A 26,128-nucleotide genomic window follows, 5' to 3' on the forward strand; every position below is an offset into this window, starting at 1 on the left:
ATTGAATTACGAATGCTGCCAGCAATGCGGCCTTACTCTTCAAGTGGATGAGCTAAAAGAAAACACATGCCGAGAGTGTTGTACCAACCCACCCTACTTTGATGCAACTTACTGCTTAGATCGATATGATGGCAAACTGCAATCAGCATTGCATCAACTGAAATATCAGCGTCGACTGGCATATGCACATGGCTTGGCATCCACATGGAATGCCCTGCTTGCAAAGAGGCTCATAACAACCCAAGCAGACTATCTTCTTCCGGTACCGCTGAGCCAAGAAAAACTCTGTGCCCGAGGCTTTAATCAAAGTTGGGAGTTAGCTAGACGGATTAGTTGCGATAAACGCATTCGTAAAAACCCACATATCTTGAAGCGCCATCACAGCGCGCAGCATCAGGCTCAAGGGAATCGTGCTGGTCGTCAAATCGCCATTCAAGATATGTTTTATATCAACCCGCAGTACCAGGGACAACTAGAGTCTGCTTCTGTCATTGTGTTTGATGACGTGATGACTAGCGGAGCAACCTTAAATGAAATCGCGCGCATATTGAAGGACAATGGGGCATCTCGTGTTATTAATTGGGTTTTACTAAGAACACTTCGTCCATCACAAAGATCTGAGTATGTTTAACATTGTTTTATTCGAACCAGAAATTCCGCCCAATACAGGCAACATCATTCGCCTGTGTGCAAACACGGGCGCAAAGTTACACCTCATCGAGCCGCTTGGTTTTCCCATGGAAGATGCCAAACTTCGCAGAGCAGGGCTGGACTATCATGAGTTCGCTAAAGTAAAAGTTCATAAAAACTGGGCGCAATTTCTGATTGATGAAAAACCTCAGCCCGAGAGAATGTTTGCTCTGACTACCAAAGGATCTGGGAAGTTTCATGATGGCAACTATTTGCCAAATGACTATTTTATTTTTGGCTCAGAAACCAAAGGCATTAATGACGAAGTGAGAAGCTCAATCCCGACGCCCAATCAAATGCGCTTAGCGATGCAAGATAGTAGTCGCAGCTTGAATCTCTCAAATACGGTAGCGATTGTGGTGTATGAAGCATGGCGCCAAAACGGATTGCTTGGCGGAAATTAAGAAACTTAAACTTCAACCTTGGGGTCGCGCCCCATCAGTTTTTTTACTGCTTCATGCGGTGAGAGCTTTCCAGACAAGACCTCCCCCATCATGGCGGTGATTGGCATCTCTACACCCAAGCGAGTCGCCAGATTTCCGACTGCAGAGGCGCACAGTACGCCCTCAGCAACATGTCCTAAGTTACCCAAAATTTCAGGTAGAGGTTTTCCTGCAGCAAGCGCCAAACCAACTCGACGATTGCGTGAAAGATCACCAGTAGCAGTCAAAATCAAATCGCCAACACCAGTCAATCCCATACAGGTCTCTGGTCGACCGCCAGCAGCCTTCACTAGACGCATCATTTCTGCAAGGCCACGAGTTAATACTGCAGCACGCGCATTTAAGCCAAGATCTAAACCATCGCCAATACCAGCTGCAATTGCAAGAACGTTTTTAATTGCGCCGCCCAGCTCAACACCAACTAAATCGTCGCTCGCATAGATACGCATATTGCCGTGATGAAATGCGCCTTGAACAATGTCGCATAAGGCGTTTGATTTACTAGCAATGGTTAATGCACAGGGCATTCCATTGCCAACTTCTTGCGCAAAACTAGGTCCGGATAAAGCGCCGTAAGAATGCTGAAGACCATGACTATGTAACTGATCTTCACGCGCTACTACCTGGTGTGGCAACAAAGTAGTACTGGGCTCTAAACCTTTGCACAACCAAACGATATTTAGCGGATGCTTTGCGAGGCGCAATACCTGCGCTACCGTTTCTGACAACCCTGACATTGGAGTCGCAATGACCAAAAGATCATTTTCAGAAAGGCGTTCGATAGCCCGCTCAAAACTCTCCTCTAATTGCAAGCCCTTAGGCAAGATAACGCCAGGCAAATAATCTGCATTCTCGCCCGACTTTTGAATATCTCTTAACTGCTCGGCACTTCTCGACCACAAACACACGTCGCCTGACTGAAGATGGCGCGCAGCTTGCGCGGCCATAGCAGTGCCCCATGAACCAGCTCCAAGCAGCGTCACTTTCATGATCTGTGAGCTTTAACTAATTCAGCTTAGTGAGGAAGAATGATTTTGCTTTCATCGGTAGAGCCACCTTCCGTTGCGGCAGCTTGTGCAGCCTGCATCAGGCGATGTTCGTACATACCGTGGAAGTTAATCTCATTCAAATGTATTGGCTGGAAACCAGCGCGGCTGATGGTATCAGCAATATTTGAGCGCAAGTAAGGATACAAAATTGTTGGACATGCAATACCTAACATGGGATCAATCTGCTCTGGAGGAATATTGCTAAATTCAAAAATACCAGCTTGCTTTGCTTCAACCAAAAACAGCACTTTGCTTTCTACTTTGGCGGTTACTGTCGCAATTAAAGCAACCTCAAAAATCTCATCACCCAAACGAGTAACGGCAACATCCACCTCAACCTCTACTTGAGGCTCAGCTGCGACCAATAAAATTTGTGGGGCGTGTGGCTGCTCTAAAGACAAGTCTTTGAGGTAAATACGTTGAATACGAAAACCAGGCTCTTTTGAATTTTCAGCTGCGTCTGGAGCGGAAGTAGTTTGATCAGTCATGGAAAACTTTCTGAGTAAATTTTTAAGCTAATAGTGGATCAAGTTGGCCGGCACGATCTAAGGCGACTAGATCGTCATAACCACCAACATGGGTTTCACCGATATAAATTTGCGGCACTGTACGACGGCCTGTCCGAGTCATCATGATTTCGCGCTGCGCAGGATCACGATCAATCAAGATCTTCTCTAGATTGGTAACACCCTTTTTCTGCAAAAGCTTCTCTGCCATAACGCAGTAAGGACAAACCTGGGTGCTGTACATCATGACTGGTGGCATATCTAAAACCCGCTAAATTATTTGATTAATGGGAGGGCTGCAGCTTGCCAACCCTGAACGCCGCCGTCCAAAACCGCAACTTCAGAAAATCCCAGTTTCTTGAGCTCTGGAAGCGCTTTGCGGGCACTCACACCGGATTGGCATACCAGAATGACCGGATTCTTACGATCCAGTTTGAGCTTGTCGAGTCCAGTAGAGATTCGGTCGGCCAAGATATGCTTAGACCCAGGCAGATGACCCGCTTTAAAGTCCGATTCTGGACGCAAGTCCAAAACAGCCGCTTTTCGGCGATTAATCCAAATAGTTGCCTCCGAAGGCGATAAGCCTTTTCCGCTAATAAGCGTAGATAATGTGGGGAGGAAGAGCGCTGCGCCCGAAACAAACAAGAGGGCGATAAGCGCTAGATTATCAATTTGCGTGAGAAAGTTCATCACCGGATTATAGAATGGCTCTATGAAACAACTTGTCCTTATTCGTCATGGCGAATCCGCCTGGAACCTTGAAAACCGCTTCACTGGCTGGGCGGACGTTGACTTAACCCCAAAAGGCACGGAACAGGCCCTAGCTGCAGGAGAAAATCTCCGCCAAGCAGGCTACGAGTTTGATTTAGCTTACACCTCGGTACTGAGAAGAGCGATTCGTACCCTGTGGCATGTTCAGGACACCATGGACCTCATGTGGTTACCCGTAGTCCATAGCTGGAGACTAAACGAACGTCACTATGGCGCCCTCACTGGTCTTAATAAAGCTGAAACTGCCCAGCAGTACGGAGATGCCCAAGTTCATATTTGGCGACGCTCCTACGATGTGCGCCCACCACTCCTAGAAAAGGGTGACGAACGTAATCCGCAGAATGATCGACGTTACGAAAAACTCAATGCTTCTGACATTCCTTTGGGCGAGTGCCTTAAAGATAACGTCGAGCGTGTATTGCCCCTTTGGAATGAATCTATCGCTCCCGCCCTCAAAGCAGGTAAGCGCGTATTAATCGTTGCACATGGCAATAGCATCCGCTCTTTGATTAAGTATCTCGATCAGGTTTCTGACGAAGACATCATGGAAATCAATGTTCCCAATGGTATCCCGCTTGTTTATGAGCTCGATGACAATCTCAAACCCATTCAGCATTTTTATTTGGATTAAGGTAAAACATAAGCATGCGCGTATTTTTCAAGAACTTTGCCCTAGTCTCTGTTGGCCTCATCGCCGGGGTTGCAGCCACCATCCAACTCTCTGCCACTGCCCAGCAAGGCACGACACTACCTTTAGATGAACTGCGCACACTATCAAATGTGTTTGCGCAAATCAAACGTGAGTATGTTGAGCCAATTGAAGACAAGCAGTTACTAACTGATGCAGTCAAGGGCATGGTGAGCAGTCTTGATCCGCACTCCACCTATCTTGATAAAAAAGATTTTTCTGAGATGCAAGAACAAACTAGCGGCAAGTTCGCTGGCCTTGGTATTGAAATCACTTCAGAAGATGGCGTTGTAAAAGTACTCAACCCCATTGAAGATAGTCCTGCTGCACGCGCTGGCTTACAAGCCGGGGATCTCATTACACGCTTAGATGACAAACCCGTTCGTGGCATGTCTCTAGATAAAGCGGTACGCACCATGCGTGGTACGCCGGGCACAAAAATTACTTTGACGGTCTTTCGCAAAAGTGAAGAGCGCAGCTTTCCAGTAACTATTACTCGTGCTGAAATTAAAGTGCAATCTGTTAAAGCCAAAATTTTAGATAACGACATTGCCTGGGTAAGAGTCACAAGCTTTCAAGAGCGTACCGTTCCTGATCTAGCAAAAAAATTAAGCGACCTTGCCGCTCAAGACCCTAAGATGAAGGGCATCATTCTTGACCTCAGAAATAATGGTGGTGGCTTGTTGCAAGGTGCAGTTGGTGTTGCAGCGGCCTTCTTGCCGGCAGATGCCGTGATCGTCTCCACTAAAGGTCAGACAGCCGATTCAAAGCAGGTGTTCAATGCAACGCCAGCAATGTATCGCCTGAGTGAGCCTGGCGATCCTTTGGCTGGTGTGCCTGAGATGTATAAAAAATTACCAATGGTAGTTTTAGTCAATGCCTACTCTGCTTCTGCCTCTGAAATTGTGGCTGGCGCATTACAGGATTACAAACGCGCAACTATTATTGGTAAAACCACCTTCGGTAAAGGCTCCGTTCAGACCGTACGCCCACTGACTAATGATTCCGCATTAAAAATTACCACAGCCTATTACTACACACCAAGTGGTAAATCGATTCAAGCTTACGGCATTAAGCCCGACATCGCAGTTGATCAAAATAAAGATGGCGATCCCGATGATGTGCTGATTACTCGCGAGATCGACAGCGAGAAACATTTACGCAATAAGCAATCTTCAGAAGAAAAACTCGTTGCTGATCGTGAAAAACGTCGTCTCGAAGAGTTACAACGCATTGAAGAAAAAAATGCCAAGAAGACTCCTGAAGAGAAAGAAAAAGAAAAGTCTAAGAAGCCTATCGAACTTGGTACTGCAGATGACTTCATGCTTTCTCAGGCAGTTGCGTTTATCAATGGTGAGCCAGTAAAACGCTCGGCCTCTAAGCTAGAGTAAGTTCTAGCAATGGGGTATACACATGAATGATGAGCAGCTACTTCGCTACTCGCGACATTTACTATTAGAAGAAATTGATGTTGCTGGCCAAGAAACACTTCTTGGCTCACACATCCTCATCATTGGCGCTGGCGGACTTGGAAGCGCTGCTGCGCCTTATCTAGCCGCGGCTGGTGTCGGAAAAATAACACTGGTTGATCATGACAAAGTTGAGCTTACTAATTTGCAGCGACAAATCATGCATAGCCAGAACTCCATTGGCAAAAGTAAAGTGGAGTCCGGTAAACAATTTTTGCAAAGTATTAATCCGACTCTCACGATTAATACAATTGCAGAGAAGGCAACGGAGGATTTATTAAAACAAGTCTTGCCAACGGTGCATCTTGTTCTAGATTGCACGGATAACTTTGCTACTCGTCAGCTCATCAATGCAGCCTGCTTTCACCAAAAGGTGCCTCTTGTATCTGGATCTGCACTCAAATTTGACGGTCAATTAAGCGTCTTTGACTTTCGTAACGCCACCTCCCCTTGTTACGCCTGTCTTTTTTCTCCAGAAGAACAGTTTGAGGAGGTCAGCTGTGCCAGCATGGGCATCTTTTCACCTCTAGTGGGCATTATTGGCGCGATGCAAGCAGCCCAAGCACTCCAGGTATTAATTGGCTTTGGTCAGCCTTTGGTGGGAAGAATGCTGCTTTGGAATGCACTCAACACTCAGATTGATGAGATTCGTATTTCTCGAAACCCCGCATGCAAGGTTTGCGGATCCCAACATTAGGGAATTAAGAGAGCAAGCGCTCCAATGCTTTAGCCTGCTCCTCGGGCTCGTAGGCACGCAGAACTCTAGGAACGCGGGCTTTTAATAGGCCTACATTTGCCTTTAAGATCTCGCGCTTCACCAATAACAGTTGACTAAAGTGCATTGAGAAATCTGTCAGGCCGAGTGCAAGCAATAACTTTGTTAATGTAGGGTCTCCAGCCATCTCTCCACAAACGGCAACCGGCACATCCGCGCGCTTAGCTTGATCAATGATGCTTGATAGCAAATTCAAAATAGCAGGATGCAGGGGATCATATAAATGTGCAACTGCATGATCTGCGCGATCGATTGCCAAGGTGTACTGAATTAAGTCATTCGTGCCAATAGAAAGAAAATCGAATCGATTAATAAATAAGGGCAGCATCAAAGCAGCCGCAGGAATTTCAATCATGGCACCAACTTGAATGTTGGGGTTAAATGCCTTGCCGCGTTGGTGTAGTTGCTGCTTTGCTTTTTCAATCAATCTAAATGTTTCGTCAATCTCTTTAACATGAGCCAACATCGGGATCATAATGCGCGCCTGGCCATGGGCTGATGCGCGCAAGATAGCTCTGAGTTGCGTTAAAAAGATTTCCGGCTCAGTCAGAGACCAGCGAATCGCACGCAATCCCAGTGGTGATGCACCCGTTTGAGAAACATCACCTCCACCGCCCAAGGCCTTATCAGCACCAACGTCAATAGTTCTAATATTGACAGGCAAGCCATGCATTAAATCGACTACGCGACGATATTCTTGATACTGCTGCTCTTCATCGGGGAGGGCCTGCTTGCGATCCATAAATAGAAATTCAGAGCGGAATAAGCCCACACCTACAGCACCCAACTTCACTGCCTGAATAGCATCCTCAGGCAACTCAATATTGGCAAATAATTCAATCTGAACGCGATCAGCTGTTTCTGTCTTGGCATGCTTTAACTGCTTTAGTTTGCGGGCCTCTTTTAAGGCTTGCGCCTGTAGCTTTCGATACTCAGCAAGAAGTTGTTCATCGGGAGCAACAACGACAACCCCATGCTCCCCATCCAATATCAACCAATCGCCATGACGAATCATTTCACTGGCATGTCGCACACCGACTACTGCTGGAATCTCCATACTGCGCGCAACAATAGCGGTATGAGAGGTTTTACCACCAAGATCTGTGACAAAGCCTGTAAAAGCATGCTCTTTAAAACGCAGCATGTCATGGGGGGCAATGTCGTGCGCCACAATAATGGCATCTACTCCAACATCACTAGGCGACAACAAATCAGAATCGCCTAAACCATCTTTTTTCTGCGCATGCAGTGCCTTTAATACTCTCTCAGCTACCTGTCGAATATCGTTGGCACGCTCTTTTAAGTACGCATCCTCAATCTCTGCAAATTGCTCCAAAAGATCATTGAGCTCGGTTGTTAAGGCCCAAGCGGCATTCAACCTTTGCGTACGAATTAATTTAATCGGCTTCTCAGCTAGAGCTGGGTCTGCCAGAATCATGCCGTGCACATCTAAGAATGCGGCCATTTCTTGTGGCGCATCTTTAGGCAATCCTTGACGCAATTGCGCCAACTCAAGGCGTACCTGCTCAAAAGCGTCTAATAACTTTTTGGCTTCAGCCTCTTCTTTGCCAGCTTCAATCAGGTAATGGCTAACCTCTAATGCTGCACGTGATATCAGTACGGCTTTGCCAATAGCAATGCCTTTAGATACTGCAATTCCGTGCAAAGCAAAGGTCATCCTTATTCGCCCTCACCAAATCGATCGTTAATTAATGCTGTTAAGGCCTGCATTGCCTCATCTTCTTTTTCACCAACTGTCTCCAGAGTGACTGTGCTGCCAATTCCAGCGGCCAGCATCATGACACCCATAATGCTCTTCGCATTGATTTGACGACCATTACGAGATAAGAAAATTTCACAAGGAAACTCTGCGGCAAGCTGGGATAACTTCGCAGATGCCCGGGCATGCAAGCCCAACTTGTTAATGATTTCGATTTCAGCAACAGGCATATTGAGTCCTATTTCTCCGTAGTGACTTGCGGTGTTTTGGTACCCAAACGCAAAATTCCATTTTGACCACCCAGAAGTGCCTTATGAGCAAGCTCTTCGAGACCTTCACCACGATGAGAAATACAACGCATCAGCATGGGTAGATTTAATCCGGCCAAGACAATCACAGGTGCATTCAAACCAGATAACGGTCCCAGAGCTTCAAGCTTAGATGCCACATTAGCTGGGGTCGCGCCCATTACATCCGTCAGTATTAAAACGCCCTGACCTGTATTGACGCCATATGCCGCTTTCAACAGTCGATCGAAACTAGCCTTTGTATCTTCATAGGGCGGAATATCAACCGCCCTAACTCTCTCCGGCACCACACCAAACGCATGCTCAGCAAAACCGAGCATCGCACTTGCGACTGGGGTGTGAGCAACAATTACGATTCCAACCATTTTTATGCCAATGCCTTTTCAAGCGCTGTTAACCAAAATTTCGGAACATCAAATCTGCTTTGCTCAGTAATCTCTACAAAACAGGTTGGGCTAGTCACATTAATTTCTGTGACATAAGCGCCAATTAAATCTAATCCTACCAAGAACAAGCCCCGGGCATTCAAAATAGGGGCAAGGCGCTCTGCAACCTTCCTCTCAGCATCCGTTAATGGCATAGCGACCCCTTTGCCGCCAGCAGCTAAGTTACCTCTGATCTCACTCCCCTGCGGAATGCGGGCTAGTGCAAATGGCACTACCTCGCCACCGATGAGCAGCACACGTTTATCGCCTTGAGCTATCTCAGGTAAGAATCTTTGCACCATCAATGTACGTGCGCCATTCTCACCTAGAGTCTCGACAATACTGGCGAGATTTAAACCGTCTGGCCCTACACGAAACACGCCCATACCACCCATACCATCTAGGGGCTTAATGACAATATCTTGATGCTCTTGGTGAAATACTTCAATCGCACTCAGCTCACGCGTTACTAAAGTTGGCGGGATGAGCTCTGGAAACTCTGTGATGGATATCTTTTCAGAGTGATCTCGAATAGCTGTTGGATTATTAAATACTTTTGCACCTTGACGAACCGCAGCAGATAACAACCAAGTGGTATTGAGATACTCGATATCAAATGGCGGGTCAGTACGCATCATGACTGCGTTAAAAGTATTTAATGGGCGGCCCTCAATGGAGCCCAACTCAAACCATGCTGTGCCACTTGGCTTAATGGTGAGCGACTGACAATCCGCTACTACAAAGTCATCTCTCCAGAGAATATTGCGGCTTTCGCAAAACCAAAGTTGATGACCCGCTTCTTGCGCAACGCGCATCATTGCCAAAGTGGAATCTTTGCTAACCTTAAATGACTCCAAAGGATCGGCAATGAAAAGAAAGTTCATCTTATGTCCGAGCATTCAAATAAAGTTAAGCAGCTTCAGCATTAGGATCAGAGCGCTCTAACTCTAAAGAGGCGGATAACAAAGCTAAGCGAGCGACAACACCATAAAGATAAAAACGATTTGGCGGCGCACTACCAGGCTTGGCACCTAGGTCTGGCATAGAGTTTTGCTCGAACGCCAAAGGTACAAAATGCATGCCAGGTGCGTTTAGATTCTCGTCTGGACCACGATCAGTATGCACACGATAGAAGCCGCCAATCACATAGCGGTCAATCATGTACACCACTGGCTCTGCAACTGCTTCATTGACCTTTTCGAAGGTATATACACCCTCCTGAATTAAGACATCGCTGACTTCAAGGCCTTCTTTAACAACACTCATCTTATTGCGGTCTTTGCGATTCAGACCCTTGAGTTGCGCAGGATCGTTTACTACCATGACACCCATACCGTATGTACCAGCATCAGCCTTCACTACGACGTAAGGCTTTTCTTTAATGCCGTACTCTCGATATTTCTTCGCAGTTTTCTTGAGCACCTTCTCAACAGCAGCCTGCAACTCTTCTTCGCCCTTACGCTCATGGAAGTTCACATTAGAGCAACTAGCAAAGTAAGGATTAATCATCCAAGGATCAATATCAACTACCTTTGCAAATTTCTTAGCGACTTCATCGTAAGCTGTAAAGTGATTTGACTTACGGCGGACATGCCAACCGGCATGCAGGCCTGGCAAGAGATATTGCTCGTGGAGGTTTTCTAGGATCGGAGGAATACCCGCTGATAAATCGTTGTTCAGCAAAATTGAACAGGGATCAAAGTCTTTTAAACCTAAACGCTGCTTCTTCAAACCTAGGCGAGACAAAGGCTCCATCAAGAGACGATTACCATCAGGCAAATCAATCCAAGTTGGTTTTTTAATCTCATCAGACAAAGTACCTAAGCGAACATTCAGACCGGCTTGGCGCAAGATCGAAGACAGACGTGCAATATTCTGCAAATAGAAAGTATTGCGAGTGTGCCGCTCAGGTATTAGTAGTAAATTTTTTGCTTCCGGGCAAATTTTCTCAATGGCTGCCATAGCTGCCTGAACTGCCAAGGGCAACATCTGGGGCGAGAGGTTATTAAACCCACCCGGGAAAAGATTCGTATCAACTGGCGCAAGCTTAAAACCTGCATTACGCAAATCAACTGAGCAGTAGAACGGCGGAGTGTGCTCCTGCCATTCAAGCCTGAACCAGCGCTCAATCGTTGGGGTTGCTTCCAATACCTTCGACTCGAGATCGAGAAGAGGGCCGCTAAGGGCAGTGATGAGATGTGGGACCATGACACTATTGTAAGATTTTTAAAACACAAAGGGCGGCATCCGAAGATACCGCCCTCTTTACCCACTAAATTGACCGATATTTACCTCTAGGGGGTCATTCAACCCCCTAATTAAGTCAATTAGTTTGAATACGCTGTTTCGCCATGAGAAGTGACATCCAAACCTTCACGCTCTTGATCTTCAGGAACACGTAGGCCAACCACCATATCCACCACTTTGTATGCAATCACTGAAACTACTGCACACCAGATAATAGTGATGATGACGCCTTCAGCCTGAATAATGGTCTGACTAAAAATTGAGAAGTCAGCAGGAGCAGCTCCGCCAGTGCCACCCAAACTAGGCGCAGTAAATACACCAGTCAAGATCGCTCCAACGATACCGCCAACACCATGGATACCAAATACGTCGAGAGTGTCATCTGCGCCAAGCATTCTTTTCAGACCACTCACCGCCCATAAGCAAACTAGACCAGAGATAAAGCCGATAGCAATTGCACCCATTGGGCCGACAGTACCGCACGCTGGAGTAATACCAACCAAACCAGCTACCGCACCAGAAGCAGCGCCCAACATTGAGGCTTTACCTTTGAACAAAGTTTCGCCCAAGTTCCATGCCAATACTGCAGCAGCAGGTGCAAGCAAGGTGTTAATGAATGGCAGTGCAGCACCTTCATTAGCCTCTAGGTTTGAGCCTGCATTAAATCCAAACCAACCTACCCACAATAATGCAGCACCAACCATAGTGAGAGTTAAGCTATGAGGAGTCATTGCATCTTTGCCATAACCCAAGCGCTTGCCAATCATGTATGCACCTACTAGGCCAGCAATACCAGCATTAATGTGTACAACTGTACCGCCAGCAAAATCAAGCGCACCCTTACCAAGCAAGTAACCACCAGCACCCCAAACCATATGTGCAATCGGGAGGTAGCAGAAAGTTAACCATATTGCGCAAAAGAGCAACACAGCAGCAAACTTCACGCGCTCAGCAAATGAACCTACGATCAAGCATGCAGTGATGCCAGCAAATGTTGCCTGGAATGCGATAAAGATAAATTCTGGAATCTTTGATGTTGGTGTGAAAGTATCGGCTTGTGAGGCAGTTGTAACGCCGGACAAGAACACTTTACTAAAGTCACCAATAATCAAACCTTCTGCACCAAATGCTAATGAGTAGCCATAGACAACCCACAGTACAACCATTAAAGAAAATACTGTCATTACTTGCATTAAGACTGACAACATATTTTTGCTTCTGACTAAGCCGCCATAGAAAAGCGCTAAGCCTGGCAACACCATCAAAATAACCAAGATGGTACTGAGCATCATCCAAGCTGTATCAGCCTTATCAACAGTAGCTGCCACGGTACTAGCCACACCAGCAACACTGGCAGCAGCAGCCGCTACAGGCTCATCAGGAGCCGCATAAGCGACTGAAGTTACCATTGCGCCAGATACGCCAATAGCCAAGGCTACAGCGGTTCCAGCAAGAAGTTGTTTCATTCGAGCAAACATTTTGAACCCCTCTTTAAAGTGCTGACGCACCGGTTTCACCGGTACGAATGCGAATGACGTGTTCAACTGGTGAGACAAAAATCTTGCCATCGCCAATCTTTCCAGTACGAGCAGATTTTTCAATTGCTTCAATCGCTCGCTCCAAGATGCCATCTTCAACAGCAGCTTCAATTTTTACTTTTGGCAAAAAGTCGACTACATACTCTGCACCGCGATACAACTCGGTGTGACCTTTTTGACGACCAAAGCCTTTTACCTCAGTGACGGTGATGCCCGAAACTCCCACTTCCGAGAGAGCTTCGCGCACTTCGTCAAGCTTGAAGGGCTTGATGATTGCGGTAATTAATTTCATACGTTTCTCCGTTCAGAGGAAAGAATTAGAAAGTTTTTGTGAGGGCAACAACTGCGCCGCCACGACCGGCTGCACTATTTGGCGTACCTAGCGGACTACCGCTGTATGTATTCCACCAAACTGGATTAGCATTAGTCGCCACATAAGAGGCTGAAAGAGCTAGGCCACTACCAAAATCTTTGGTTACACCAAGCTTCCAGTCTGTATAACTAATGTTATTTTCAGTCTGATTTATGCCACCAGTAGATGCTGGTTGACCCGCAACATACTGATAACCTACGTGCGCATTAGCCGTTAAACCCCAAAATCCTGTGTCATAGTTCACTGTTAAATCTGGGTACATAGAGCCTGCACTATTTGGAATACCGAAGAGTGTTGTTACTGCATATGAGAGTTTCACAAAACCAGTTAAAGGTCCTAAAGTGAAGTTCTGAGCAGCGTAAAGCTCAGTACTGTTTGGATTTAGCATTGCAGAATACTGACCCTTACTTGGATAGTAGTACTGGAGTACACCAAAGTCAGATGCGAATCCTGGGGCAATCAATTCTTTCTTAAAACCGCCATAAAAATCCATCTCGATTGGTGCTGATACATTACCGCTTGTAGTGTTTCCAACCCAGCTGATGGTGCTATTCCAGTTACCAATATAGAAACCACTCTCATGGGCATAGTCGAAGCCGCCTTGAATGGCTGGCTGATAGTTGGATTGCGTAATACCACGATAGCGATAGTCGTTAGTGATAGTCACGTTTGCAGAGATCGGATTGCCTGCATCTTCAGGATTAGTTGGGGTATCGGCAGCAAATGCTGCTGTAGCAAATAGGCCAGATGCTGCTAGAGCGATGGCTGTCTTTTGAATAGTTTTCATGTGTTGCTCCTTGCTGTGTGTAATGAAAAAGGGATAAATGCTTTATTGCATGGAGTGATCATGAATCTCCCGCCCCCTTTCAATTTGGTGCAATTCCCCTAAATAAGGCTTATGCCCAGCTTTAGTGCACTTATTTGCACCAATTTGGTTCATTTTGGTGCAACTGCAGCATTTTTGACTGGTTTCAGCTGTTTTTGACTCAACAACATAAAATGACCGGTGTGTCTTTTATGCAACTCTCAATAGAACGGCGGTCGGCATTATGCAAAAAACAGGCGAAATCCTAGAACAAATTCAGCGCATTGCTAGCGATATGCAAAACAAGGTTGGGGATGCTATTCGTAACTCACCTGCACAAGAGATTGAAAAGAATGTGCGCGCCATGATGAATCAGGGCTTCCAGAAAATGGACCTAGTGACTCGTGAAGAGTTTGATTTGCAATCGAAGGTATTAGCAAAGACCAGAGAAAAACTAGAAGCTCTTGAAGCTAAGGTAGCTGCTTTAGAAAAGCCTTAACCAGAATTACGGTTTCGCCTAGAAACTATTCCGGGCGGAACTCATCGAAGAAGTTGGAGTAAACCTCTTCAGAGAAAAACCGTTTTGCAGCCACCCTTGCTGGAGCTGTATGCAAAACGGAGATTTGATAAATCCAAGTTCCATTATCTGGACCAACTCTGGTAATCCAACGCACACGCATTGACTGCTCTACTGCACCAGTAGATTTAAATTCTAAGAAGTAATCCTTAGTAGCAACACGCTGTTTATTGGCAGTCTGATAAAGAGCATCAACACTCAGCGCACTCTCCAAACTGACATTTGCACGATTCAATAAGTTGCCTTGCAATTGATCCAACAATTTAGGTGCTAGGGCGGACTGATCTTTGGTCAGGTGAATTGTGCTCACTGAATAAATATCATCCTCAATTTTTACAGCTTCTAAAGTTTGAGGAATCTCTTGATTTTGATAAGAGATTTTTCGCTGAATCTTTTCAGGCTTACCTGGAAATAAAGCGCTATAGCCATCTTGCGGAGACTGCACAGTCCGCCAATCTAGCTTGGGACTACAAGCAGAAAGTAGCAATGCAAGTGCTAGAACTACACCAAACTTTTGGAGCATACGTTTAGACAAGACCTGCGCTATGCGCTTGTTGATCAGCATGGTAACTAGAGCGCACCATTGCGCCCACGGCGGCATGTGAGAAGCCCATGGCATAGGCCTCTTCCTCGAAATGCTTAAAGACGTCAGGGTGCACATAGCGACGAACTGGCAGGTGATGTCCTGAAGGAGCTAGGTACTGACCAATAGTCAGCATATCAATATTGTGCTCACGCATGTCACGCATGACTTCTAATATCTCCTCGTCAGTTTCCCCCAAGCCAACCATTAAACCGCTCTTGGTTGGAATATGTGGAAAGCGCTCTTTGAAATCTTTCAGTAACTTTAAAGAATGTGCGTAGTCAGCTCCAGGTCGAGCCTCTTTGTATAAGCGCGGAACTGTTTCTAAATTGTGATTCATCACATCAGGTAGGCCTTGAGGCGCATGCTCAGAAAAAATATCCAACGCTTTATCTAAACGACCACGAAAATCTGGGACCAAGACTTCAATACGGGTATTTGGAGAGAGATCTCGTGATTGAGAAATACAGTCCACATAATGCATGGCGCCACCATCACGCAAATCATCGCGATCGACGCTCGTAATCACCACATAATTTAATTTCAGAGCAGCGATCGTACGCGCTAAATTACCAGGCTCCTTGGTATCCAGTGGATCTGGTCTACCATGACCCACATCGCAAAATGGGCAACGACGCGTACATTTATCACCCATGATCATGAAGGTAGCAGTGCCTTTTCCAAAGCACTCACCAATATTGGGACAACTTGCCTCTTCACAAACCGTGACCAACTCATTCTCACGCAATATTTTTTTGATCTCATTAAAGCGAGAGTTTCCGGAAGCAGCTTTTACACGAATCCAATCTGGCTTCTTAAGCACTTCCTCTAAGGGCACGATCTTGATTGGAATACGTGCAGTTTTCTCATTCGACTTTTGCTTACGCGAAGCATCGTAATTTAGGTCTTGGCGACTATTAGTAGTAGCGGTATCGAGGTCCGGCTTATTGGTGGTCATGATGAAGTCAGTTGCTTTTGCAAATGCCCTAAAAGGGTTTGGCTAATAATGCCTATATTGTCCTTGATCCCAAGGGTTTGCATATCCACCGTCCTTAAGCCCTCATAACCACATGGGTGAATACGGGAAAAAGCCTCTAAATCAGTCGATACATTCAGGGCAAGCCCATGATAGGAGCATCCTTTTGAGACTTTAAGGCCTAAAGCAGCAATCTTTGCACCCCGATACTCCAATGGAACTGGACCGTCTTGAGCAATATAAATACCAGGCGCACCAGCATTTCTTTCCGCTTGAATACCAAAATCTGCCAGAGTATCAATTAAAGCCTGCTCAATTCGGGAGACAAGCTCTTTTACAAAAATTCCTAAGCGCCTGAGGTCGAGCAGTAGATACACCACTATTTGGCCAGGGCCGTGATAAGTAATCTCACCTCCGCGATCGACCTGCACTAAGGGAATTTGATTGCTAGGGGAATGGAGGTTGCTAGCATCGCCCGCCAAACCTAAAGTAAATACTGGCGGATGCTCCAGAATCCAAATTTCATCTGGGGTTTCGCCATCTCGCTGCTGCGTGAAATCTCGCATCGCTTGATAGGTTGACTCGTAGTCAGCGACCCCTAAATGTTTTACTAAAAAACTCATGCAAATAATTTAGAGGACAACACTGACCAAAGGATGCGTGGATAAAGTGCGATACAGCTCATCTAATTGCTCACGGCTAGTTGCAGTGATCGGCAAAGTAATTCCCAGATAATTTCCATCTTTAGAAGGTCGCTGTTCAACCTTGCTCTCGTCAAGCGTAGGGTCAAATTGACGAGCAATGTGCAAAATTGCTGGCAGGTATTCTGGGTTGGTCTTGCCCATTACCTTAATTGGAAACTCAGATGGGTACTCGATAAGAGATTTTCTATCCTCAGTCATGCTTTATCTTCCTTATTTACTTTGTAGTTTATTGATTGCGATGATCTGGCATACCTAACCAAGCACCAGTGATGATGTTGCGTATGCAATGTAGACGTCGGTGGAAAAAATGATCTGCGCCCGGAACCACCTGAACTGTTAGCTCTTGAGGGCGCGCCCAATCTAAGACATCGATCAAGGGAATAGTTTCATCCACTTCGCCATGAATCAAAATCGTATCCGCAGGCACGGGCGCCAAGACCCACTTGCCTGCTGCACTACCCACCATGACGAGCCGCTCAGCTGGGCGCCCAAGTTCTGACAAGCGTTGTACTAAATGCGTCCCAACAAAACTTCCAAATGAGAAACCCGAAACGACTAAAGGTAAAGTATTTGCAGTCTGAGTCCACGCTTGTTGTGAGCTAGCCTCAAATTGATTCCAGCTTGAGGGAGTGCGCATCCAATCAGTGACATGAAGCAGATCTTCCATCTCACCAACGCCGTCATCATGCACACCAGCAGTGGCTCCTACACCTCGAAAATTCGGACGGACGCTGACGTAACCCAGTTGATTAAAGGCACGCGCCATAGTTTGTGCAACTTTGTTATCCATCGTTCCACCCATTAACGGATGAGGATGGGCAACTAAAGCTAAACCCCTTACCAAAAAATCTGGATTAGTTTTTAATTCATCTGGCAGATCAATCGACATTTCGATTTGACCCACAACACCATCAATATGAATGATTTTTGTACGGCTATTCATGAGAAACGCTTTCTGAAATCTTTTTAAGCTAATTGCAATCGCTCTACCGGGCGCCCTTGCACCAAGTGTGACTGAATAATTTCTTCGATGTCTTCAGTATCAACAAATGTGTACCAAATACCCTCTGGATAAATTACTGCTACCGGTCCATCAGCGCAGCGATCTAAACACCCCGCCTTGTTAATGCGGATTTTTCCTGGGCCAGATAAACCCAATTCTTTCACGCGATTTTTTGCATACTCAAATAAGGCAAACGCGTTATGGCGATCGCAACAATCTTCGCCATTCTTACGCTGATTTAGACAGAAAAAGACATGGTGTTTAAAGCTCATACATACTCTCAATCAAGTTTTTGAATTAAAGGTGGTCCGATTTCGGAGTGCCCAAAATAAAGCCAATGGCAACCATACTACTGAAACCCATTGCATTAATTCGTTAAAGTGTAATAGCCGACCCTGGTACCACTGCCGTAATGTCAAAATGAAATAAGGATTGTCTGGCAAAAGATTAATTGCCAGGGTGGCACTCAGCAAGCAAGTGATCGCAAGCCAAGCTTTATTGCTTACAGATAACCTGAGAGCCCATCTCAGCAATAGACTTCCCAGCAGCATCCCCCAGATAGCTCCAGCCGTGAGCCACACCAAGCTAAATACCGCCCCGAATTGCAATGTCGTAAAGGCAATTTTTACTAGAACGGTGAAGCAGAGTAGGCCATTCAAGATTTTCCACTGGGGGGCTTTTGCGCGCATCCCTAGCGATAGTAAAAGCCCGGTACCTAGCCAGCAGACCGCTGTAATGATGGACTCCTGTACAACATGGTTTATCACCATGGTTCCCCAGTCAACCGAGGCAAAAATCGCATGCCCCCACACCCCTGTACCCAACCAAGAACTCTGAGGGTAGATCTGGGTCCAAGGAAAAAGTAGAAACAGGGCGCAAGCAGCCCAGTTCAAACCAAACCATTGGTCAAAACGACGGCGCACCACGCTACCAGAAAGCCACTGGGGGCCCAAGGGTATAGCTAGCAAGCCACCTAACAGAGCGCCCAACACATTAGCCCACCAATCCATTTGACTCGGTATCCGAGTAGGGAGCCAAGTTTGCAAGGATTCCACACTCAACGCTAATACCGCACTCAAACCCAAAGCAATGCCTAAGGCAACAAAATTACGCCAACGTGGGTAACAGGCAAAAACCAAGATAAACCCTAGAGGGATATAGGCCAATATATTGACCGAGACATCAAAGAGCGTGATAAAGCGAGGCAAAGGGGCATCCAACCACGCTAATGCTGCAATACCATTGTCCAGGTGGAAATCAAAAGGGTTGAGGCTGACGTAAAGGATTAAAAGTGCGTAGCTCAAGCTAATAGCCCTAGCTAAAGGCATCGCCTGGAGAGGCCAAACAAACTTGCGAGGACGCTGATCTTCGTGATGCATTCCCTTATTCTAGGTCAGCTGGGCCATATCTTTCTACAATAGGAAAATGAGTCCGAATTGCATCCTAGAACGTGTTGCCACCACCAAATCGACCAATGATGATTTATTGGCCCGTTGGCGTGCCGGGGAATTAATCGATCCTGTTGCTCGAATTGCCCACGAGCAGACCTCTGGCAAAGGCAGAGCTGGGAGGGCTTGGCTTTCCAACCCAGAAGACACGCTATGTTTTTCCTTGGCCTACCCATTCAATAAACGCCCTAATGAGCTTAGCGGACTCAGCTTAGTAGTTGGACTGGCAGTCGTTTCCGGCATTGCCGAGGCCTTGGGAACCAGTGAAGTCGCACTCCATCAACAAGGCATTCGACTGAAATGGCCCAATGATTTGCTACTAAATCATTCCAAACTTGGTGGCATTCTGATTGAAGGTGGACAAAGCAATCCAAGCTCACCTACTTGGATGGTGATTGGGCTGGGCCTCAATCTTCGCAATGCATTACTGATTGAAAGGAATCTGGATGCCCAATCCTCAATCGGCGCTGCTGCTTTAGATCAACTCGTGCCTGACAAAACATTACTTCCTGATACTGAATTTATTTGGCTAAAACTCATTGAATCATTTGAAAAGTATTTAGCCCAATTTAAGCAACATGGATTTGCTTACTTTAAAAACTCCTGGACGCAGTGGGATGCATATAACAATCAATCTGTTTGCATATCAGGTGCGGGCAAAGAGCCTATCATCGGAATTTCTACTGGGGTTGATGACACTGGTGCACTTATCCTAAAGCAGCAGGACCAATCCATTGTCATTCATGCAGGCGATGTTTCTTTGCGAGTTCAATCATGAGTCTGTATTTAGTATTTGATCTTGGTAATACTCGGCTGAAGTGGGCCGCTGTCGAATCAACACAAAACATTTCAGACCGAAACAAAAAACTGTGGGCATATTCTGGATCGATTAGTAATCAATCTTTCCAATCTCCCGAGCTGCGAGCTGAGCTATCCGACTATATTTCTAAAACATTACCAAAGCCAGATGCAATTGCATTTTGCTGTGTGGCTGGCAATACTGCCATTGAAAATCTGCGCAGCCTATTTCCGCAATGGCAAGAGCTTGAGTGGAAGCAGCTTTCAGGTGGTAGTACTTATGAGGGTGTACGCACACTCTATCAAGACCCAAGTAAACTGGGCGCAGACCGATGGGCAGCATTGATTGGTGCAAGAGCACTCTCCAATACCAATACCCTGGTGATTAACGCGGGGACGGCTACGACCATTGACTTACTGGGCGGTAACGGCGTTCATTACGGCGGCTGGATCTTGCCGGGTCTTAGTCTGATGCAAGAAAGCCTGCAACAGAATACAGCCCAACTTCCATTAGCAGTTCGCCCTAGTAATTCTGAAATACAAGCAGGCTTTGGCATAACAACAGATGAAGCTATTACCGGAGGGTGTGATGCGGCTCAAATGGGAGCAATACTGCGAGCAGTGTATTTAGCCAAAGCAATGAATCATCCTGTCGAACGAATTTGGCTTGACGGTGGTAATGCCAAGATTTTGGCAAATGCAATTAAACAATTTCCTGAGCTAGCAGTACTACCCATTGAACCTATCGAAGGCTTGGTACTGCGCGGGCTTTGGGCTTGGCTCTTGCAAAATATTTAGACCAGCCCACTTTAATTTGCAGGGCTTAGCTAGTACGAATCTTTCCCAGTAGCGTTGTAGTAGAACGCTCATATAAAAATGGAACGGCGACTGCTTTGCCACCCCAGGTTTTTACTAGACGAGTTTCTTCAAGGGTATCGATCTCATAATCTCCACCCTTGACATAGATATCCGGATGAATTTTTGCAATCAAATTCACTGGCGTCTGTTCTGTAAATAACATGACCAAATCAACACTCTCCAGCGCCGCTAATAAAGCTTGTCGGTCTGCCTCGGTATTGATAGGTCTGTCATCACCCTTACCCAACATCTTGACTGAGGCATCCGAGTTCACACCAACGACCAGACTCGCTCCTAATGCTCGGGCTTGAGCTAAGTAACTAGCATGGCCGCGGTGCAAGATATCAAAGACGCCGTTCGTAAATACCAGAGGTCTTGGAAGCGCGGCAATACGAGCCTCCAGCTCAGCCGGCGGACAGACTTTGGACTCAAAAGAAGGTAAAGGTAGAGAGCTCATAACGTCATATTAATGGCATTGAGCCTAGCTCAACGATATTTGCCAGAATGTCTTAGACTTGGACATCCCCACCCCTTTAATAGGCTCAAAATGATTCGTAACATGCCAAGGTATTTATTGGCACTTCTCTTTCTGATGGCTGCAACGCAATTGGTCCAGGCTGCGCCCCCAGCATCAACCAGCTGTAGCCCTCTTTTGTCTCATACTTTTCCAAGATTGCAGGATGAAGCACCTCAAAACCTGTGCCAATACCAAGGGAAAGTCATTTTGGTCGTTAATACAGCTAGCTTTTGCGGCTTTACAAGTCAATATGAGGGTCTAGAGAAGTTATATGCCAAATATAAAGATCGTGGCTTAGTTGTATTGGGATTTCCATCAAACGATTTTGGGCAACAAGAGCCGGGTAGCAATAAAGACATTGCCGACTTCTGCAAAAATACCTATGACGTGAAGTTCCCCATGTTTGCCAAGAGCGCAGTCAGCGGCAGCAACCCGAATCCTTTATTTAAGATGCTCATTGCCAAAACTGGTACAACTCCTAAATGGAATTTTTATAAATATCTAATTAATCGCAATGGTAATGTAGTGGACTCATATGGCAGTCTGACTAACCCGACAAGCAGCAGCATTACCAGTGAGATAGAAAAACTTCTTGGAGAGAAAATTTAGTGGTTAAGAAAAAAGTTGCCATCATTGGCGCTGGTATTTCTGGCTTAGGATGCGCATACGCATTAAGACAGCACCCAGACTTAGATCTCACCGTATTTGAAGGTGGCAATCATATCGGTGGTCATAGCAATACAGTAGATCTCACACTAGACACTTCTGAAGGCAAGGTGTCTCATGGAGTGGATACTGGCTTTCTAGTATTTAATCGCAAAACCTATCCTCGATTAGTTCGTCTATTTGAGGAAATTCAAGTGCCGATTGCACCATCAGAGATGTCTTTTTCTGTATCAATTGATGCGAGCGAAAAAACGGGGCATGCCAAAAAGATTGAATGGGCTGGTAATGACATCAATTCCTTCTTTGGACAAAGAAGCAATTTATTCTCATTGTCATTCTGGAGAATGGCTTATGACATCTTACGCTTCAATCGTTTAGCCACTCGACTCGCAGAAGAACAAATTACTGCCAAGCTTGAATACTCAGAACCGGATGAGCGTATTAAGGATTTTTTAGATCGTAATCACTTTAGCACTAGCTTTAGAGAAAATTATTTCCTGCCAATGATTGGTGCCATTTGGTCATGCTCTGTTGAGCAGATGCTGGAGTTTCCAATTCAGACAATGGTCCGCTTCTGTCATAACCATGGGCTTTTACAGATTCAAAATCGCCCACAATGGCTTACTGTTAAAGGTGGTTCGCGAGAATATGTGAAGCTTTTGGTTGCAGTCCTGGAGAAACATCAAGTCCAGTTTGTGCGCGAATCCGTTTCCCGTGTCAACACCTGTCAAGCAGAAAATTCTCAGGTCGAAGTCATTACCCCTTCAGGGTCACACTGGTTTGATGAAGTAGTGATGGCTTGTCATAGCGATCAGACTTTAGACTTAGTACATGGTATTGACCAAGATGCCCGAAATATTTTGGCCTCCGTACCCTATCAAAAGAATCGTGCAATTTTGCACACTGACAGGAATTTTCTACCAGCTACTGAGCGCTGCTGGGCTGCCTGGAACTACACTGCAAAGTCTGGTGCAACACCAAGCGCACAACAACACGTCAGCGTCAATTATTTAATCAACCGCTTGCAACCTCTGCCTAAGGCATTCGAGAGTACGCAGATTATTGTGAGCCTGAACCCACTAACTGATCCAAACCCATCACTAGTTCATGAAGAAATTCATTACTCGCATCCAGTATTCGATATGCGTGCTGTCCAGGCTCAAAAGGAGCTCCCTTTAATTCAGGGCAACTCCTCAATTTGGTATTGCGGTGCATGGACTGGCTTCGGCTTTCATGAAGATGGCCTCCGTTCAGGTGAATTGGTAGCGATGGATCTGATGGAAAAAATTGCTCATCGCGTTCTACCTAGCTCGATTAAAGATGTTCAGTAAATGAATTTGCCAACGATTAATTTTGGGACGGTAAAGCATCGGCGTTTTCGCCCCGCTAAAAATGCGTTTGGCTATGGTGTATTTACTTTATCCATTCCAATGCGCGCACGCAGGAATGATCCAACATTACTCAGCAAGCATGGTCTTAGAGACAATCAATTCGGACTTTTCTCATTCTTCGACCAAGATCATGGCTTAGGTAATGGGGATAGCCTGTCCTGGATGGAAGAAATCCTTGAGGCAAATCATATTCAGCATATTGATGGTGAGATCTGGTTACAAACCTTTCCGAGGGTGCTGGGCTATGTCTTTAACCCTGTCAGCTTTTGGATCTGCACTCAAGCCAATGGTCAGGTTCAGGCTGTATTGGCGGAGGTAAACAACACCTTTGGGGAGCGACACTGCTACTTACTTCATCATGATTCTGGAGCAGCACTGCAATCTGGAGAGACTCTGGTGAGTAAGAAAGTGTTTCATGTGTCGCCTTTCTGTGACGTGAGTGGGGAATACCACTTTCGCTTTTTGTTTTCTCAAGACAGTCGCTCCAAGAGAAATATTGTTTGTCGAATTGAACTCCATGAGGATGGGAGTCCATTGATTAACACCAGCATCAGCGGTCTAGCCCAACCCCTGACTAAAAGCGCACTTTATCTTGCCTTCCTGCGCTACCCTCTAATGAGTCTTGGCGTGATTGGCCGTATTCATTGGCAGGCATTGAAATTATGGTTAAAAGGTGTACCCTTTCATTCAAAACCTAAACCACCAGAACTTGAAATTACCCGATGAATCGCCCCGGTCAATCATTACTATCTCGCCTCACATTCTCCCGTCCGGAGAAGCGAGAATCAAAACAACAACAATATCGCACAAGTACACGTACCCTCTTAGGTCTCTTAGCGCAATTGAGAAGTGGGCATTTGGTTCTCACATTGCCAAATAATGAAGTAAGGGAATTTGGAGACAACTCAGACCAACTGCATGCAGAGATTCAAGTTTTAGATTGGTCTGTATTTAAGCAAGTTTTATCTCATGGTGATATTGGCTTTGCTGAGAGTTATATTCGAGGTGAGTGGAATACGCCAGACCTCAAGGCTGTTCTAGAGCTAGCTATTCGAAACCGCACCATTCTAGAAAAAGCAATCTATGGAAGCTGGTTAGGCTCCATAGCGTATCGCCTAAGACATTGGTTTAGAGATAACTCCAAATCTGGGAGTCGTAAAAATATTCATGCTCACTATGATCTAGGGAACGCCTTCTATACCCTTTGGTTAGACCCCTCCATGAGCTATTCAAGCGCATGGTTCTCAGAGGGTGACAAGCAATCACTGATGGAGGCGCAGCGCGCCAAAATCAAACGCATACTCGACTCCATTCACGCCAAACCGGGTGACCAACTTCTAGAGATTGGCTGTGGTTGGGGTGGATTTATGGAAGAAGCCATACGCAATGGCAATCAAGTTACCGGCCTGACTTTATCCACGGAGCAAAAAGCCTTTGCAGATACCAGACTTCAAAAGGTCAATGCAGAGGTGGATAATCAACAACAATTCGAGGTTCGCCTTCAAGACTATCGAGACTGCGCTGAGCAATTTGATGGCATTGCCTCCATTGAAATGTTTGAAGCAGTCGGCGAAAACCATTGGAATGAATATTTCCAAGCGGTTGCAAAGCGCCTCAAAGCAGGTGGCCGTGCCTGCATCCAAACTATCGTCATTGCAGAAGACTTATTTGATCGCTATCGTCATAACACCGACTTTATTCAGCAATACGTTTTCCCAGGCGGCATGTTGCCCTCGCCCTCTAAATTTAAGGCTGCTGCAGCTCATGCGGGTTTAGAGGTGGAGGCTGAGTTTGCATTTGGTTCTGACTACGCTAAAACCTTATGTCTATGGCGCGATAGCTTTAATCACAAGATTGAAGAAATCTATCGACTTGGCTTTGATGAGGCTTTTATTCGACTATGGAATTTCTATCTCATGTATTGCGCCGCTGGATTCTCCGAAAAGAATATTGATGTTGTGCAATACACCCTCAAACACCAAGATGCTATTCACTCAGGTGATGCCCTGCGCCCATGAAACAAAAAGGAATTAATTCATTTGTAAATCAACGCATTTGGATCATTGGCGCTTCCAGCGGAATTGGTGAAGCCTGCACTCAAGCCTTCATCAAGGCTGGTGCAAAAGTCGCCCTCTCTAGTCGTCGTGCTGAGCGCCTCAATGCCCTTTCCAAATCAGCACGGTCGGGACAAGCATTAGTACTCCCCCTTGATGTCACAGAGCAAGAGCAGATCGTCTCTGCCTACCAAAATATTCTAGATACCTGGGGTGGCCTGGATCTTCTGCTATTTGTTTCGGGTGTATATACCCCATTACGCGCTGACAATTTTGAGTTTGAGATTGCACAGAAGACAATCGATGCCAACCTGCTCGGCCCTATGAGAGCAGTGAGTATTGTTTTACCCAATATGCTCAGAGAGCATGCTGGTCATATTGCCATCGTGGGTAGCGTGGCTGGATACAGTGGATTGCCAAAAGCGCTAGCCTATGGACCAAGCAAAGCAGGGATTATTAATTTCTGCGAAACCCTGTATTACGACTTACTGCCACAGGGTGTGAGCGTGCACATGATTTCACCAGGGTTTGTGGCCACAGAAGCGACCGCACAGAATGATTTTGAAATGCCAGCACTCATCACTGCTGACGAGGCTGCAAAAGAAATTCTCGCAGGACTACAGGCTGGAGAGTTTGATATTCACTTCCCTAAGCGGTTTTCAGGATTTTTAAAATTCCTCAGAATCCTGCCCTACCCACTCTATTTTTGGATCGTACGACGCTTCGTCAAAATCTAAGACTTTGAA

The 26,128-nt window shown here is 46.0% G+C and carries 33 protein-coding genes; 13 read left to right on the forward strand and 20 right to left on the reverse strand.

Annotated elements, in window-relative coordinates:
- Nucleotide 1 precedes the first annotated feature (1 nt).
- Both A2X74_RS02995 and trmL read left to right on the forward strand, forming a co-directional pair.
- A complete protein-coding gene (locus A2X74_RS02995; protein ID WP_299764361.1) occupies nt 2–631 on the forward strand; it encodes a phosphoribosyltransferase family protein in 630 nt (209 codons plus the stop codon).
- Nucleotides 624–1,094 (forward strand): tRNA (uridine(34)/cytosine(34)/5-carboxymethylaminomethyluridine(34)-2'-O)-methyltransferase TrmL, encoded by a 471-nt coding sequence (gene trmL / locus A2X74_RS03000; protein ID WP_293628197.1) that lies wholly within the window; start codon nt 624–626, stop codon nt 1,092–1,094. Before A2X74_RS02995 ends, trmL begins: the two co-directional genes overlap by 8 nt.
- Before the next feature lie 5 nt (nt 1,095–1,099).
- Here the strand turns inward: trmL and A2X74_RS03005 are convergent, their stop codons facing one another.
- The 4 genes from A2X74_RS03005 to A2X74_RS03020 are packed head-to-tail and all read right to left on the reverse strand — an operon-like array spanning nt 1,100 to nt 3,378.
- Complete coding sequence (locus A2X74_RS03005) at nt 1,100–2,122, reverse strand: NAD(P)H-dependent glycerol-3-phosphate dehydrogenase (RefSeq protein ID WP_293628195.1); 1,023 nt, start codon at nt 2,120–2,122, stop codon at nt 1,100–1,102.
- A gap of 26 nt (nt 2,123–2,148) precedes the next feature.
- A complete protein-coding gene (gene secB, locus A2X74_RS03010) occupies nt 2,149–2,670 on the reverse strand; it encodes a protein-export chaperone SecB (RefSeq protein WP_293628193.1) in 522 nt (173 codons plus the stop codon).
- Between the two features lie 22 nt (nt 2,671–2,692).
- Complete coding sequence (gene grxC / locus A2X74_RS03015) at nt 2,693–2,947, reverse strand: glutaredoxin 3 (protein WP_215386910.1); 255 nt, start codon at nt 2,945–2,947, stop codon at nt 2,693–2,695.
- Nucleotides 2,948–2,964: 17 nt separating this feature from the next.
- Nucleotides 2,965–3,378 carry a rhodanese-like domain-containing protein gene (locus A2X74_RS03020; RefSeq protein ID WP_293628190.1) on the reverse strand — a complete coding sequence of 138 codons (414 nt, stop codon included), beginning with the start codon at nt 3,376–3,378 and terminating at the stop codon, nt 2,965–2,967.
- Nucleotides 3,379–3,400: 22 nt separating this feature from the next.
- Here A2X74_RS03020 and gpmA point away from each other — a divergent pair, with 22 nt between their 5' ends.
- The 3 genes from gpmA to moeB are packed head-to-tail and all read left to right on the forward strand — an operon-like array spanning nt 3,401 to nt 6,313.
- Nucleotides 3,401–4,090 (forward strand): 2,3-diphosphoglycerate-dependent phosphoglycerate mutase, encoded by a 690-nt coding sequence (gpmA, locus tag A2X74_RS03025; RefSeq protein ID WP_293628188.1) that lies wholly within the window; start codon nt 3,401–3,403, stop codon nt 4,088–4,090.
- Nucleotides 4,091–4,104: 14 nt separating this feature from the next.
- Nucleotides 4,105–5,538: a S41 family peptidase gene (locus A2X74_RS03030; RefSeq protein ID WP_293628186.1), complete on the forward strand. Its 1,434-nt coding sequence runs from the start codon at nt 4,105–4,107 to the stop codon at nt 5,536–5,538.
- A 22-nt stretch (nt 5,539–5,560) separates the two neighbouring features.
- A complete protein-coding gene (moeB, locus tag A2X74_RS03035) occupies nt 5,561–6,313 on the forward strand; it encodes a molybdopterin-synthase adenylyltransferase MoeB (protein ID WP_293628184.1) in 753 nt (250 codons plus the stop codon).
- A gap of 4 nt (nt 6,314–6,317) precedes the next feature.
- Here the strand turns inward: moeB and ptsP are convergent, their stop codons facing one another.
- The 8 genes from ptsP to A2X74_RS03075 form a co-directional block, all read right to left on the reverse strand.
- Nucleotides 6,318–8,069 carry a phosphoenolpyruvate--protein phosphotransferase gene (gene ptsP / locus A2X74_RS03040; RefSeq protein ID WP_293628182.1) on the reverse strand — a complete coding sequence of 584 codons (1,752 nt, stop codon included), beginning with the start codon at nt 8,067–8,069 and terminating at the stop codon, nt 6,318–6,320.
- A 2-nt stretch (nt 8,070–8,071) separates the two neighbouring features.
- Entirely contained in the window at nt 8,072–8,341 is a 270-nt protein-coding gene (locus A2X74_RS03045) for an HPr family phosphocarrier protein (RefSeq protein WP_015422104.1), read from the reverse strand.
- An 8-nt stretch (nt 8,342–8,349) separates the two neighbouring features.
- A complete protein-coding gene (locus A2X74_RS03050) occupies nt 8,350–8,784 on the reverse strand; it encodes a PTS fructose transporter subunit IIA (RefSeq protein WP_293628179.1) in 435 nt (144 codons plus the stop codon).
- 2 nt (nt 8,785–8,786) lie between these two features.
- Nucleotides 8,787–9,728 carry a glutathione synthase gene (gshB, locus tag A2X74_RS03055; RefSeq protein ID WP_293628177.1) on the reverse strand — a complete coding sequence of 314 codons (942 nt, stop codon included), beginning with the start codon at nt 9,726–9,728 and terminating at the stop codon, nt 8,787–8,789.
- Between the two features lie 25 nt (nt 9,729–9,753).
- The gene (gene gshA / locus A2X74_RS03060; RefSeq protein ID WP_293628175.1) at nt 9,754–11,052 is read right to left on the reverse strand and encodes a glutamate--cysteine ligase; all 1,299 of its coding nucleotides are present in this window, start codon (nt 11,050–11,052) and stop codon (nt 9,754–9,756) included.
- Between the two features lie 119 nt (nt 11,053–11,171).
- Nucleotides 11,172–12,557, reverse strand: a complete 1,386-nt coding sequence (gene amt / locus A2X74_RS03065) for an ammonium transporter (protein ID WP_293628173.1) — start codon at nt 12,555–12,557, stop codon at nt 11,172–11,174.
- A gap of 25 nt (nt 12,558–12,582) precedes the next feature.
- Nucleotides 12,583–12,921, reverse strand: a complete 339-nt coding sequence (locus A2X74_RS03070) for a P-II family nitrogen regulator (protein WP_011903792.1) — start codon at nt 12,919–12,921, stop codon at nt 12,583–12,585.
- 25 nt (nt 12,922–12,946) lie between these two features.
- Nucleotides 12,947–13,789: a TorF family putative porin gene (locus A2X74_RS03075; protein ID WP_293628171.1), complete on the reverse strand. Its 843-nt coding sequence runs from the start codon at nt 13,787–13,789 to the stop codon at nt 12,947–12,949.
- A 262-nt stretch (nt 13,790–14,051) separates the two neighbouring features.
- Here A2X74_RS03075 and A2X74_RS03080 point away from each other — a divergent pair, with 262 nt between their 5' ends.
- Nucleotides 14,052–14,306, forward strand: a complete 255-nt coding sequence (locus A2X74_RS03080) for an accessory factor UbiK family protein (RefSeq protein ID WP_293628169.1) — start codon at nt 14,052–14,054, stop codon at nt 14,304–14,306.
- A gap of 25 nt (nt 14,307–14,331) precedes the next feature.
- On the opposite strand, the gene A2X74_RS03085 is transcribed toward A2X74_RS03080, so the two are convergent.
- From A2X74_RS03085 to A2X74_RS03115, 7 genes are read right to left on the reverse strand one after another with little or no spacing between them, the layout of a single operon-like run.
- Nucleotides 14,332–14,949: a hypothetical protein gene (locus A2X74_RS03085; RefSeq protein ID WP_293628167.1), complete on the reverse strand. Its 618-nt coding sequence runs from the start codon at nt 14,947–14,949 to the stop codon at nt 14,332–14,334.
- On the reverse strand, nt 14,912–15,925 hold the full coding sequence (lipA, locus tag A2X74_RS03090) for a lipoyl synthase (RefSeq protein WP_293628166.1): 1,014 nt from the start codon (nt 15,923–15,925) through the stop codon (nt 14,912–14,914). The genes A2X74_RS03085 and lipA overlap by 38 nt, the downstream gene beginning before the upstream one ends.
- Nucleotides 15,922–16,566, reverse strand: coding sequence for a lipoyl(octanoyl) transferase LipB (lipB, locus tag A2X74_RS03095; RefSeq protein ID WP_293628165.1), 645 nt, complete (start codon nt 16,564–16,566; stop codon nt 15,922–15,924). Before lipB ends, lipA begins: the two co-directional genes overlap by 4 nt.
- 9 nt (nt 16,567–16,575) lie before the next feature.
- Nucleotides 16,576–16,845 carry a DUF493 family protein gene (locus A2X74_RS03100; RefSeq protein ID WP_114654086.1) on the reverse strand — a complete coding sequence of 90 codons (270 nt, stop codon included), beginning with the start codon at nt 16,843–16,845 and terminating at the stop codon, nt 16,576–16,578.
- A 28-nt stretch (nt 16,846–16,873) separates the two neighbouring features.
- The gene (locus tag A2X74_RS03105; RefSeq protein ID WP_293628163.1) at nt 16,874–17,590 is read right to left on the reverse strand and encodes an alpha/beta hydrolase; all 717 of its coding nucleotides are present in this window, start codon (nt 17,588–17,590) and stop codon (nt 16,874–16,876) included.
- 23 nt (nt 17,591–17,613) lie between these two features.
- Complete coding sequence (locus A2X74_RS03110; protein ID WP_114654088.1) at nt 17,614–17,922, reverse strand: ferredoxin; 309 nt, start codon at nt 17,920–17,922, stop codon at nt 17,614–17,616.
- Between the two features lie 12 nt (nt 17,923–17,934).
- Nucleotides 17,935–19,029 carry a VanZ family protein gene (locus A2X74_RS03115; RefSeq protein ID WP_293628161.1) on the reverse strand — a complete coding sequence of 365 codons (1,095 nt, stop codon included), beginning with the start codon at nt 19,027–19,029 and terminating at the stop codon, nt 17,935–17,937.
- Nucleotides 19,030–19,075: 46 nt separating this feature from the next.
- On the opposite strand from A2X74_RS03115, the gene A2X74_RS03120 reads away from it, so the two are divergent.
- Both A2X74_RS03120 and A2X74_RS03125 read left to right on the forward strand, forming a co-directional pair.
- The gene (locus A2X74_RS03120; protein WP_293628159.1) at nt 19,076–19,876 is read left to right on the forward strand and encodes a biotin--[acetyl-CoA-carboxylase] ligase; all 801 of its coding nucleotides are present in this window, start codon (nt 19,076–19,078) and stop codon (nt 19,874–19,876) included.
- Nucleotides 19,873–20,694, forward strand: a complete 822-nt coding sequence (locus A2X74_RS03125; RefSeq protein ID WP_293628157.1) for a type III pantothenate kinase — start codon at nt 19,873–19,875, stop codon at nt 20,692–20,694. Before A2X74_RS03120 ends, A2X74_RS03125 begins: the two co-directional genes overlap by 4 nt.
- A gap of 25 nt (nt 20,695–20,719) precedes the next feature.
- Here the strand turns inward: A2X74_RS03125 and rfaE2 are convergent, their stop codons facing one another.
- Nucleotides 20,720–21,211, reverse strand: coding sequence for a D-glycero-beta-D-manno-heptose 1-phosphate adenylyltransferase (gene rfaE2, locus A2X74_RS03130; protein ID WP_293628155.1), 492 nt, complete (start codon nt 21,209–21,211; stop codon nt 20,720–20,722).
- A gap of 135 nt (nt 21,212–21,346) precedes the next feature.
- On the opposite strand from rfaE2, the gene A2X74_RS03135 reads away from it, so the two are divergent.
- Genes A2X74_RS03135 through A2X74_RS03155 form a run of 5 tightly spaced genes read left to right on the forward strand, consistent with a single transcriptional unit; the run spans nt 21,347 to nt 26,119 of the window.
- Nucleotides 21,347–21,880, forward strand: coding sequence for a glutathione peroxidase (locus tag A2X74_RS03135; protein WP_293628579.1), 534 nt, complete (start codon nt 21,347–21,349; stop codon nt 21,878–21,880).
- On the forward strand, nt 21,880–23,268 hold the full coding sequence (locus A2X74_RS03140) for an NAD(P)-binding protein (RefSeq protein ID WP_293628153.1): 1,389 nt from the start codon (nt 21,880–21,882) through the stop codon (nt 23,266–23,268). Before A2X74_RS03135 ends, A2X74_RS03140 begins: the two co-directional genes overlap by 1 nt.
- Nucleotides 23,269–24,054, forward strand: a complete 786-nt coding sequence (locus A2X74_RS03145) for a DUF1365 domain-containing protein (RefSeq protein WP_293628151.1) — start codon at nt 23,269–23,271, stop codon at nt 24,052–24,054.
- Complete coding sequence (locus A2X74_RS03150) at nt 24,051–25,346, forward strand: cyclopropane-fatty-acyl-phospholipid synthase family protein (RefSeq protein WP_293628149.1); 1,296 nt, start codon at nt 24,051–24,053, stop codon at nt 25,344–25,346. Before A2X74_RS03145 ends, A2X74_RS03150 begins: the two co-directional genes overlap by 4 nt.
- Nucleotides 25,343–26,119 (forward strand): SDR family NAD(P)-dependent oxidoreductase, encoded by a 777-nt coding sequence (locus A2X74_RS03155; protein WP_293628147.1) that lies wholly within the window; start codon nt 25,343–25,345, stop codon nt 26,117–26,119. The genes A2X74_RS03150 and A2X74_RS03155 overlap by 4 nt, the downstream gene beginning before the upstream one ends.
- Nucleotides 26,120–26,128: the final 9 nt, after the last annotated feature.

The organism is Polynucleobacter sp. GWA2_45_21, assembly GCF_001830325.1.
Taxonomy (GTDB): domain Bacteria; phylum Pseudomonadota; class Gammaproteobacteria; order Burkholderiales; family Burkholderiaceae; genus Polynucleobacter.

What these genes read in the sequence shown, in the direction of transcription:
- A2X74_RS03070 (WP_011903792.1), bottom strand. Translation starts at nt 12,921, where the DNA reads ATGAAATTAATTACCGCAATCATCAAGCCCTTCAAGCTTGACGAAGTG.
- A2X74_RS03115 (WP_293628161.1), bottom strand. Translation starts at nt 19,029, where the DNA reads ATGCATCACGAAGATCAGCGTCCTCGCAAGTTTGTTTGGCCTCTCCAG.
- A2X74_RS03150 (WP_293628149.1), top strand. Translation starts at nt 24,051, where the DNA reads ATGAATCGCCCCGGTCAATCATTACTATCTCGCCTCACATTCTCCCGT.
- A2X74_RS03075 (WP_293628171.1), bottom strand. Translation starts at nt 13,789, where the DNA reads ATGAAAACTATTCAAAAGACAGCCATCGCTCTAGCAGCATCTGGCCTA.
- grxC (WP_215386910.1), bottom strand. Translation starts at nt 2,947, where the DNA reads ATGCCACCAGTCATGATGTACAGCACCCAGGTTTGTCCTTACTGCGTT.
- A2X74_RS03125 (WP_293628157.1), top strand. Translation starts at nt 19,873, where the DNA reads ATGAGTCTGTATTTAGTATTTGATCTTGGTAATACTCGGCTGAAGTGG.
- trmL (WP_293628197.1), top strand. Translation starts at nt 624, where the DNA reads ATGTTTAACATTGTTTTATTCGAACCAGAAATTCCGCCCAATACAGGC.
- gshB (WP_293628177.1), bottom strand. Translation starts at nt 9,728, where the DNA reads ATGAACTTTCTTTTCATTGCCGATCCTTTGGAGTCATTTAAGGTTAGC.
- lipA (WP_293628166.1), bottom strand. Translation starts at nt 15,925, where the DNA reads ATGACCACCAATAAGCCGGACCTCGATACCGCTACTACTAATAGTCGC.
- moeB (WP_293628184.1), top strand. Translation starts at nt 5,561, where the DNA reads ATGAATGATGAGCAGCTACTTCGCTACTCGCGACATTTACTATTAGAA.
- gpmA (WP_293628188.1), top strand. Translation starts at nt 3,401, where the DNA reads ATGAAACAACTTGTCCTTATTCGTCATGGCGAATCCGCCTGGAACCTT.
- secB (WP_293628193.1), bottom strand. Translation starts at nt 2,670, where the DNA reads ATGACTGATCAAACTACTTCCGCTCCAGACGCAGCTGAAAATTCAAAA.
- gshA (WP_293628175.1), bottom strand. Translation starts at nt 11,052, where the DNA reads ATGGTCCCACATCTCATCACTGCCCTTAGCGGCCCTCTTCTCGATCTC.
- A2X74_RS03080 (WP_293628169.1), top strand. Translation starts at nt 14,052, where the DNA reads ATGCAAAAAACAGGCGAAATCCTAGAACAAATTCAGCGCATTGCTAGC.
- A2X74_RS03030 (WP_293628186.1), top strand. Translation starts at nt 4,105, where the DNA reads ATGCGCGTATTTTTCAAGAACTTTGCCCTAGTCTCTGTTGGCCTCATC.
- A2X74_RS03105 (WP_293628163.1), bottom strand. Translation starts at nt 17,590, where the DNA reads ATGAATAGCCGTACAAAAATCATTCATATTGATGGTGTTGTGGGTCAA.
- A2X74_RS03085 (WP_293628167.1), bottom strand. Translation starts at nt 14,949, where the DNA reads ATGCTGATCAACAAGCGCATAGCGCAGGTCTTGTCTAAACGTATGCTC.
- A2X74_RS03135 (WP_293628579.1), top strand. Translation starts at nt 21,347, where the DNA reads ATGGCTGCAACGCAATTGGTCCAGGCTGCGCCCCCAGCATCAACCAGC.
- rfaE2 (WP_293628155.1), bottom strand. Translation starts at nt 21,211, where the DNA reads ATGAGCTCTCTACCTTTACCTTCTTTTGAGTCCAAAGTCTGTCCGCCG.
- A2X74_RS03145 (WP_293628151.1), top strand. Translation starts at nt 23,269, where the DNA reads ATGAATTTGCCAACGATTAATTTTGGGACGGTAAAGCATCGGCGTTTT.
- amt (WP_293628173.1), bottom strand. Translation starts at nt 12,557, where the DNA reads ATGAAACAACTTCTTGCTGGAACCGCTGTAGCCTTGGCTATTGGCGTA.
- A2X74_RS03050 (WP_293628179.1), bottom strand. Translation starts at nt 8,784, where the DNA reads ATGGTTGGAATCGTAATTGTTGCTCACACCCCAGTCGCAAGTGCGATG.
- A2X74_RS03020 (WP_293628190.1), bottom strand. Translation starts at nt 3,378, where the DNA reads ATGAACTTTCTCACGCAAATTGATAATCTAGCGCTTATCGCCCTCTTG.
- A2X74_RS03045 (WP_015422104.1), bottom strand. Translation starts at nt 8,341, where the DNA reads ATGCCTGTTGCTGAAATCGAAATCATTAACAAGTTGGGCTTGCATGCC.
- ptsP (WP_293628182.1), bottom strand. Translation starts at nt 8,069, where the DNA reads ATGACCTTTGCTTTGCACGGAATTGCAGTATCTAAAGGCATTGCTATT.
- A2X74_RS03005 (WP_293628195.1), bottom strand. Translation starts at nt 2,122, where the DNA reads ATGAAAGTGACGCTGCTTGGAGCTGGTTCATGGGGCACTGCTATGGCC.
- A2X74_RS03120 (WP_293628159.1), top strand. Translation starts at nt 19,076, where the DNA reads ATGAGTCCGAATTGCATCCTAGAACGTGTTGCCACCACCAAATCGACC.
- A2X74_RS03155 (WP_293628147.1), top strand. Translation starts at nt 25,343, where the DNA reads ATGAAACAAAAAGGAATTAATTCATTTGTAAATCAACGCATTTGGATC.
- lipB (WP_293628165.1), bottom strand. Translation starts at nt 16,566, where the DNA reads ATGAGTTTTTTAGTAAAACATTTAGGGGTCGCTGACTACGAGTCAACC.
- A2X74_RS03110 (WP_114654088.1), bottom strand. Translation starts at nt 17,922, where the DNA reads ATGAGCTTTAAACACCATGTCTTTTTCTGTCTAAATCAGCGTAAGAAT.
- A2X74_RS03100 (WP_114654086.1), bottom strand. Translation starts at nt 16,845, where the DNA reads ATGACTGAGGATAGAAAATCTCTTATCGAGTACCCATCTGAGTTTCCA.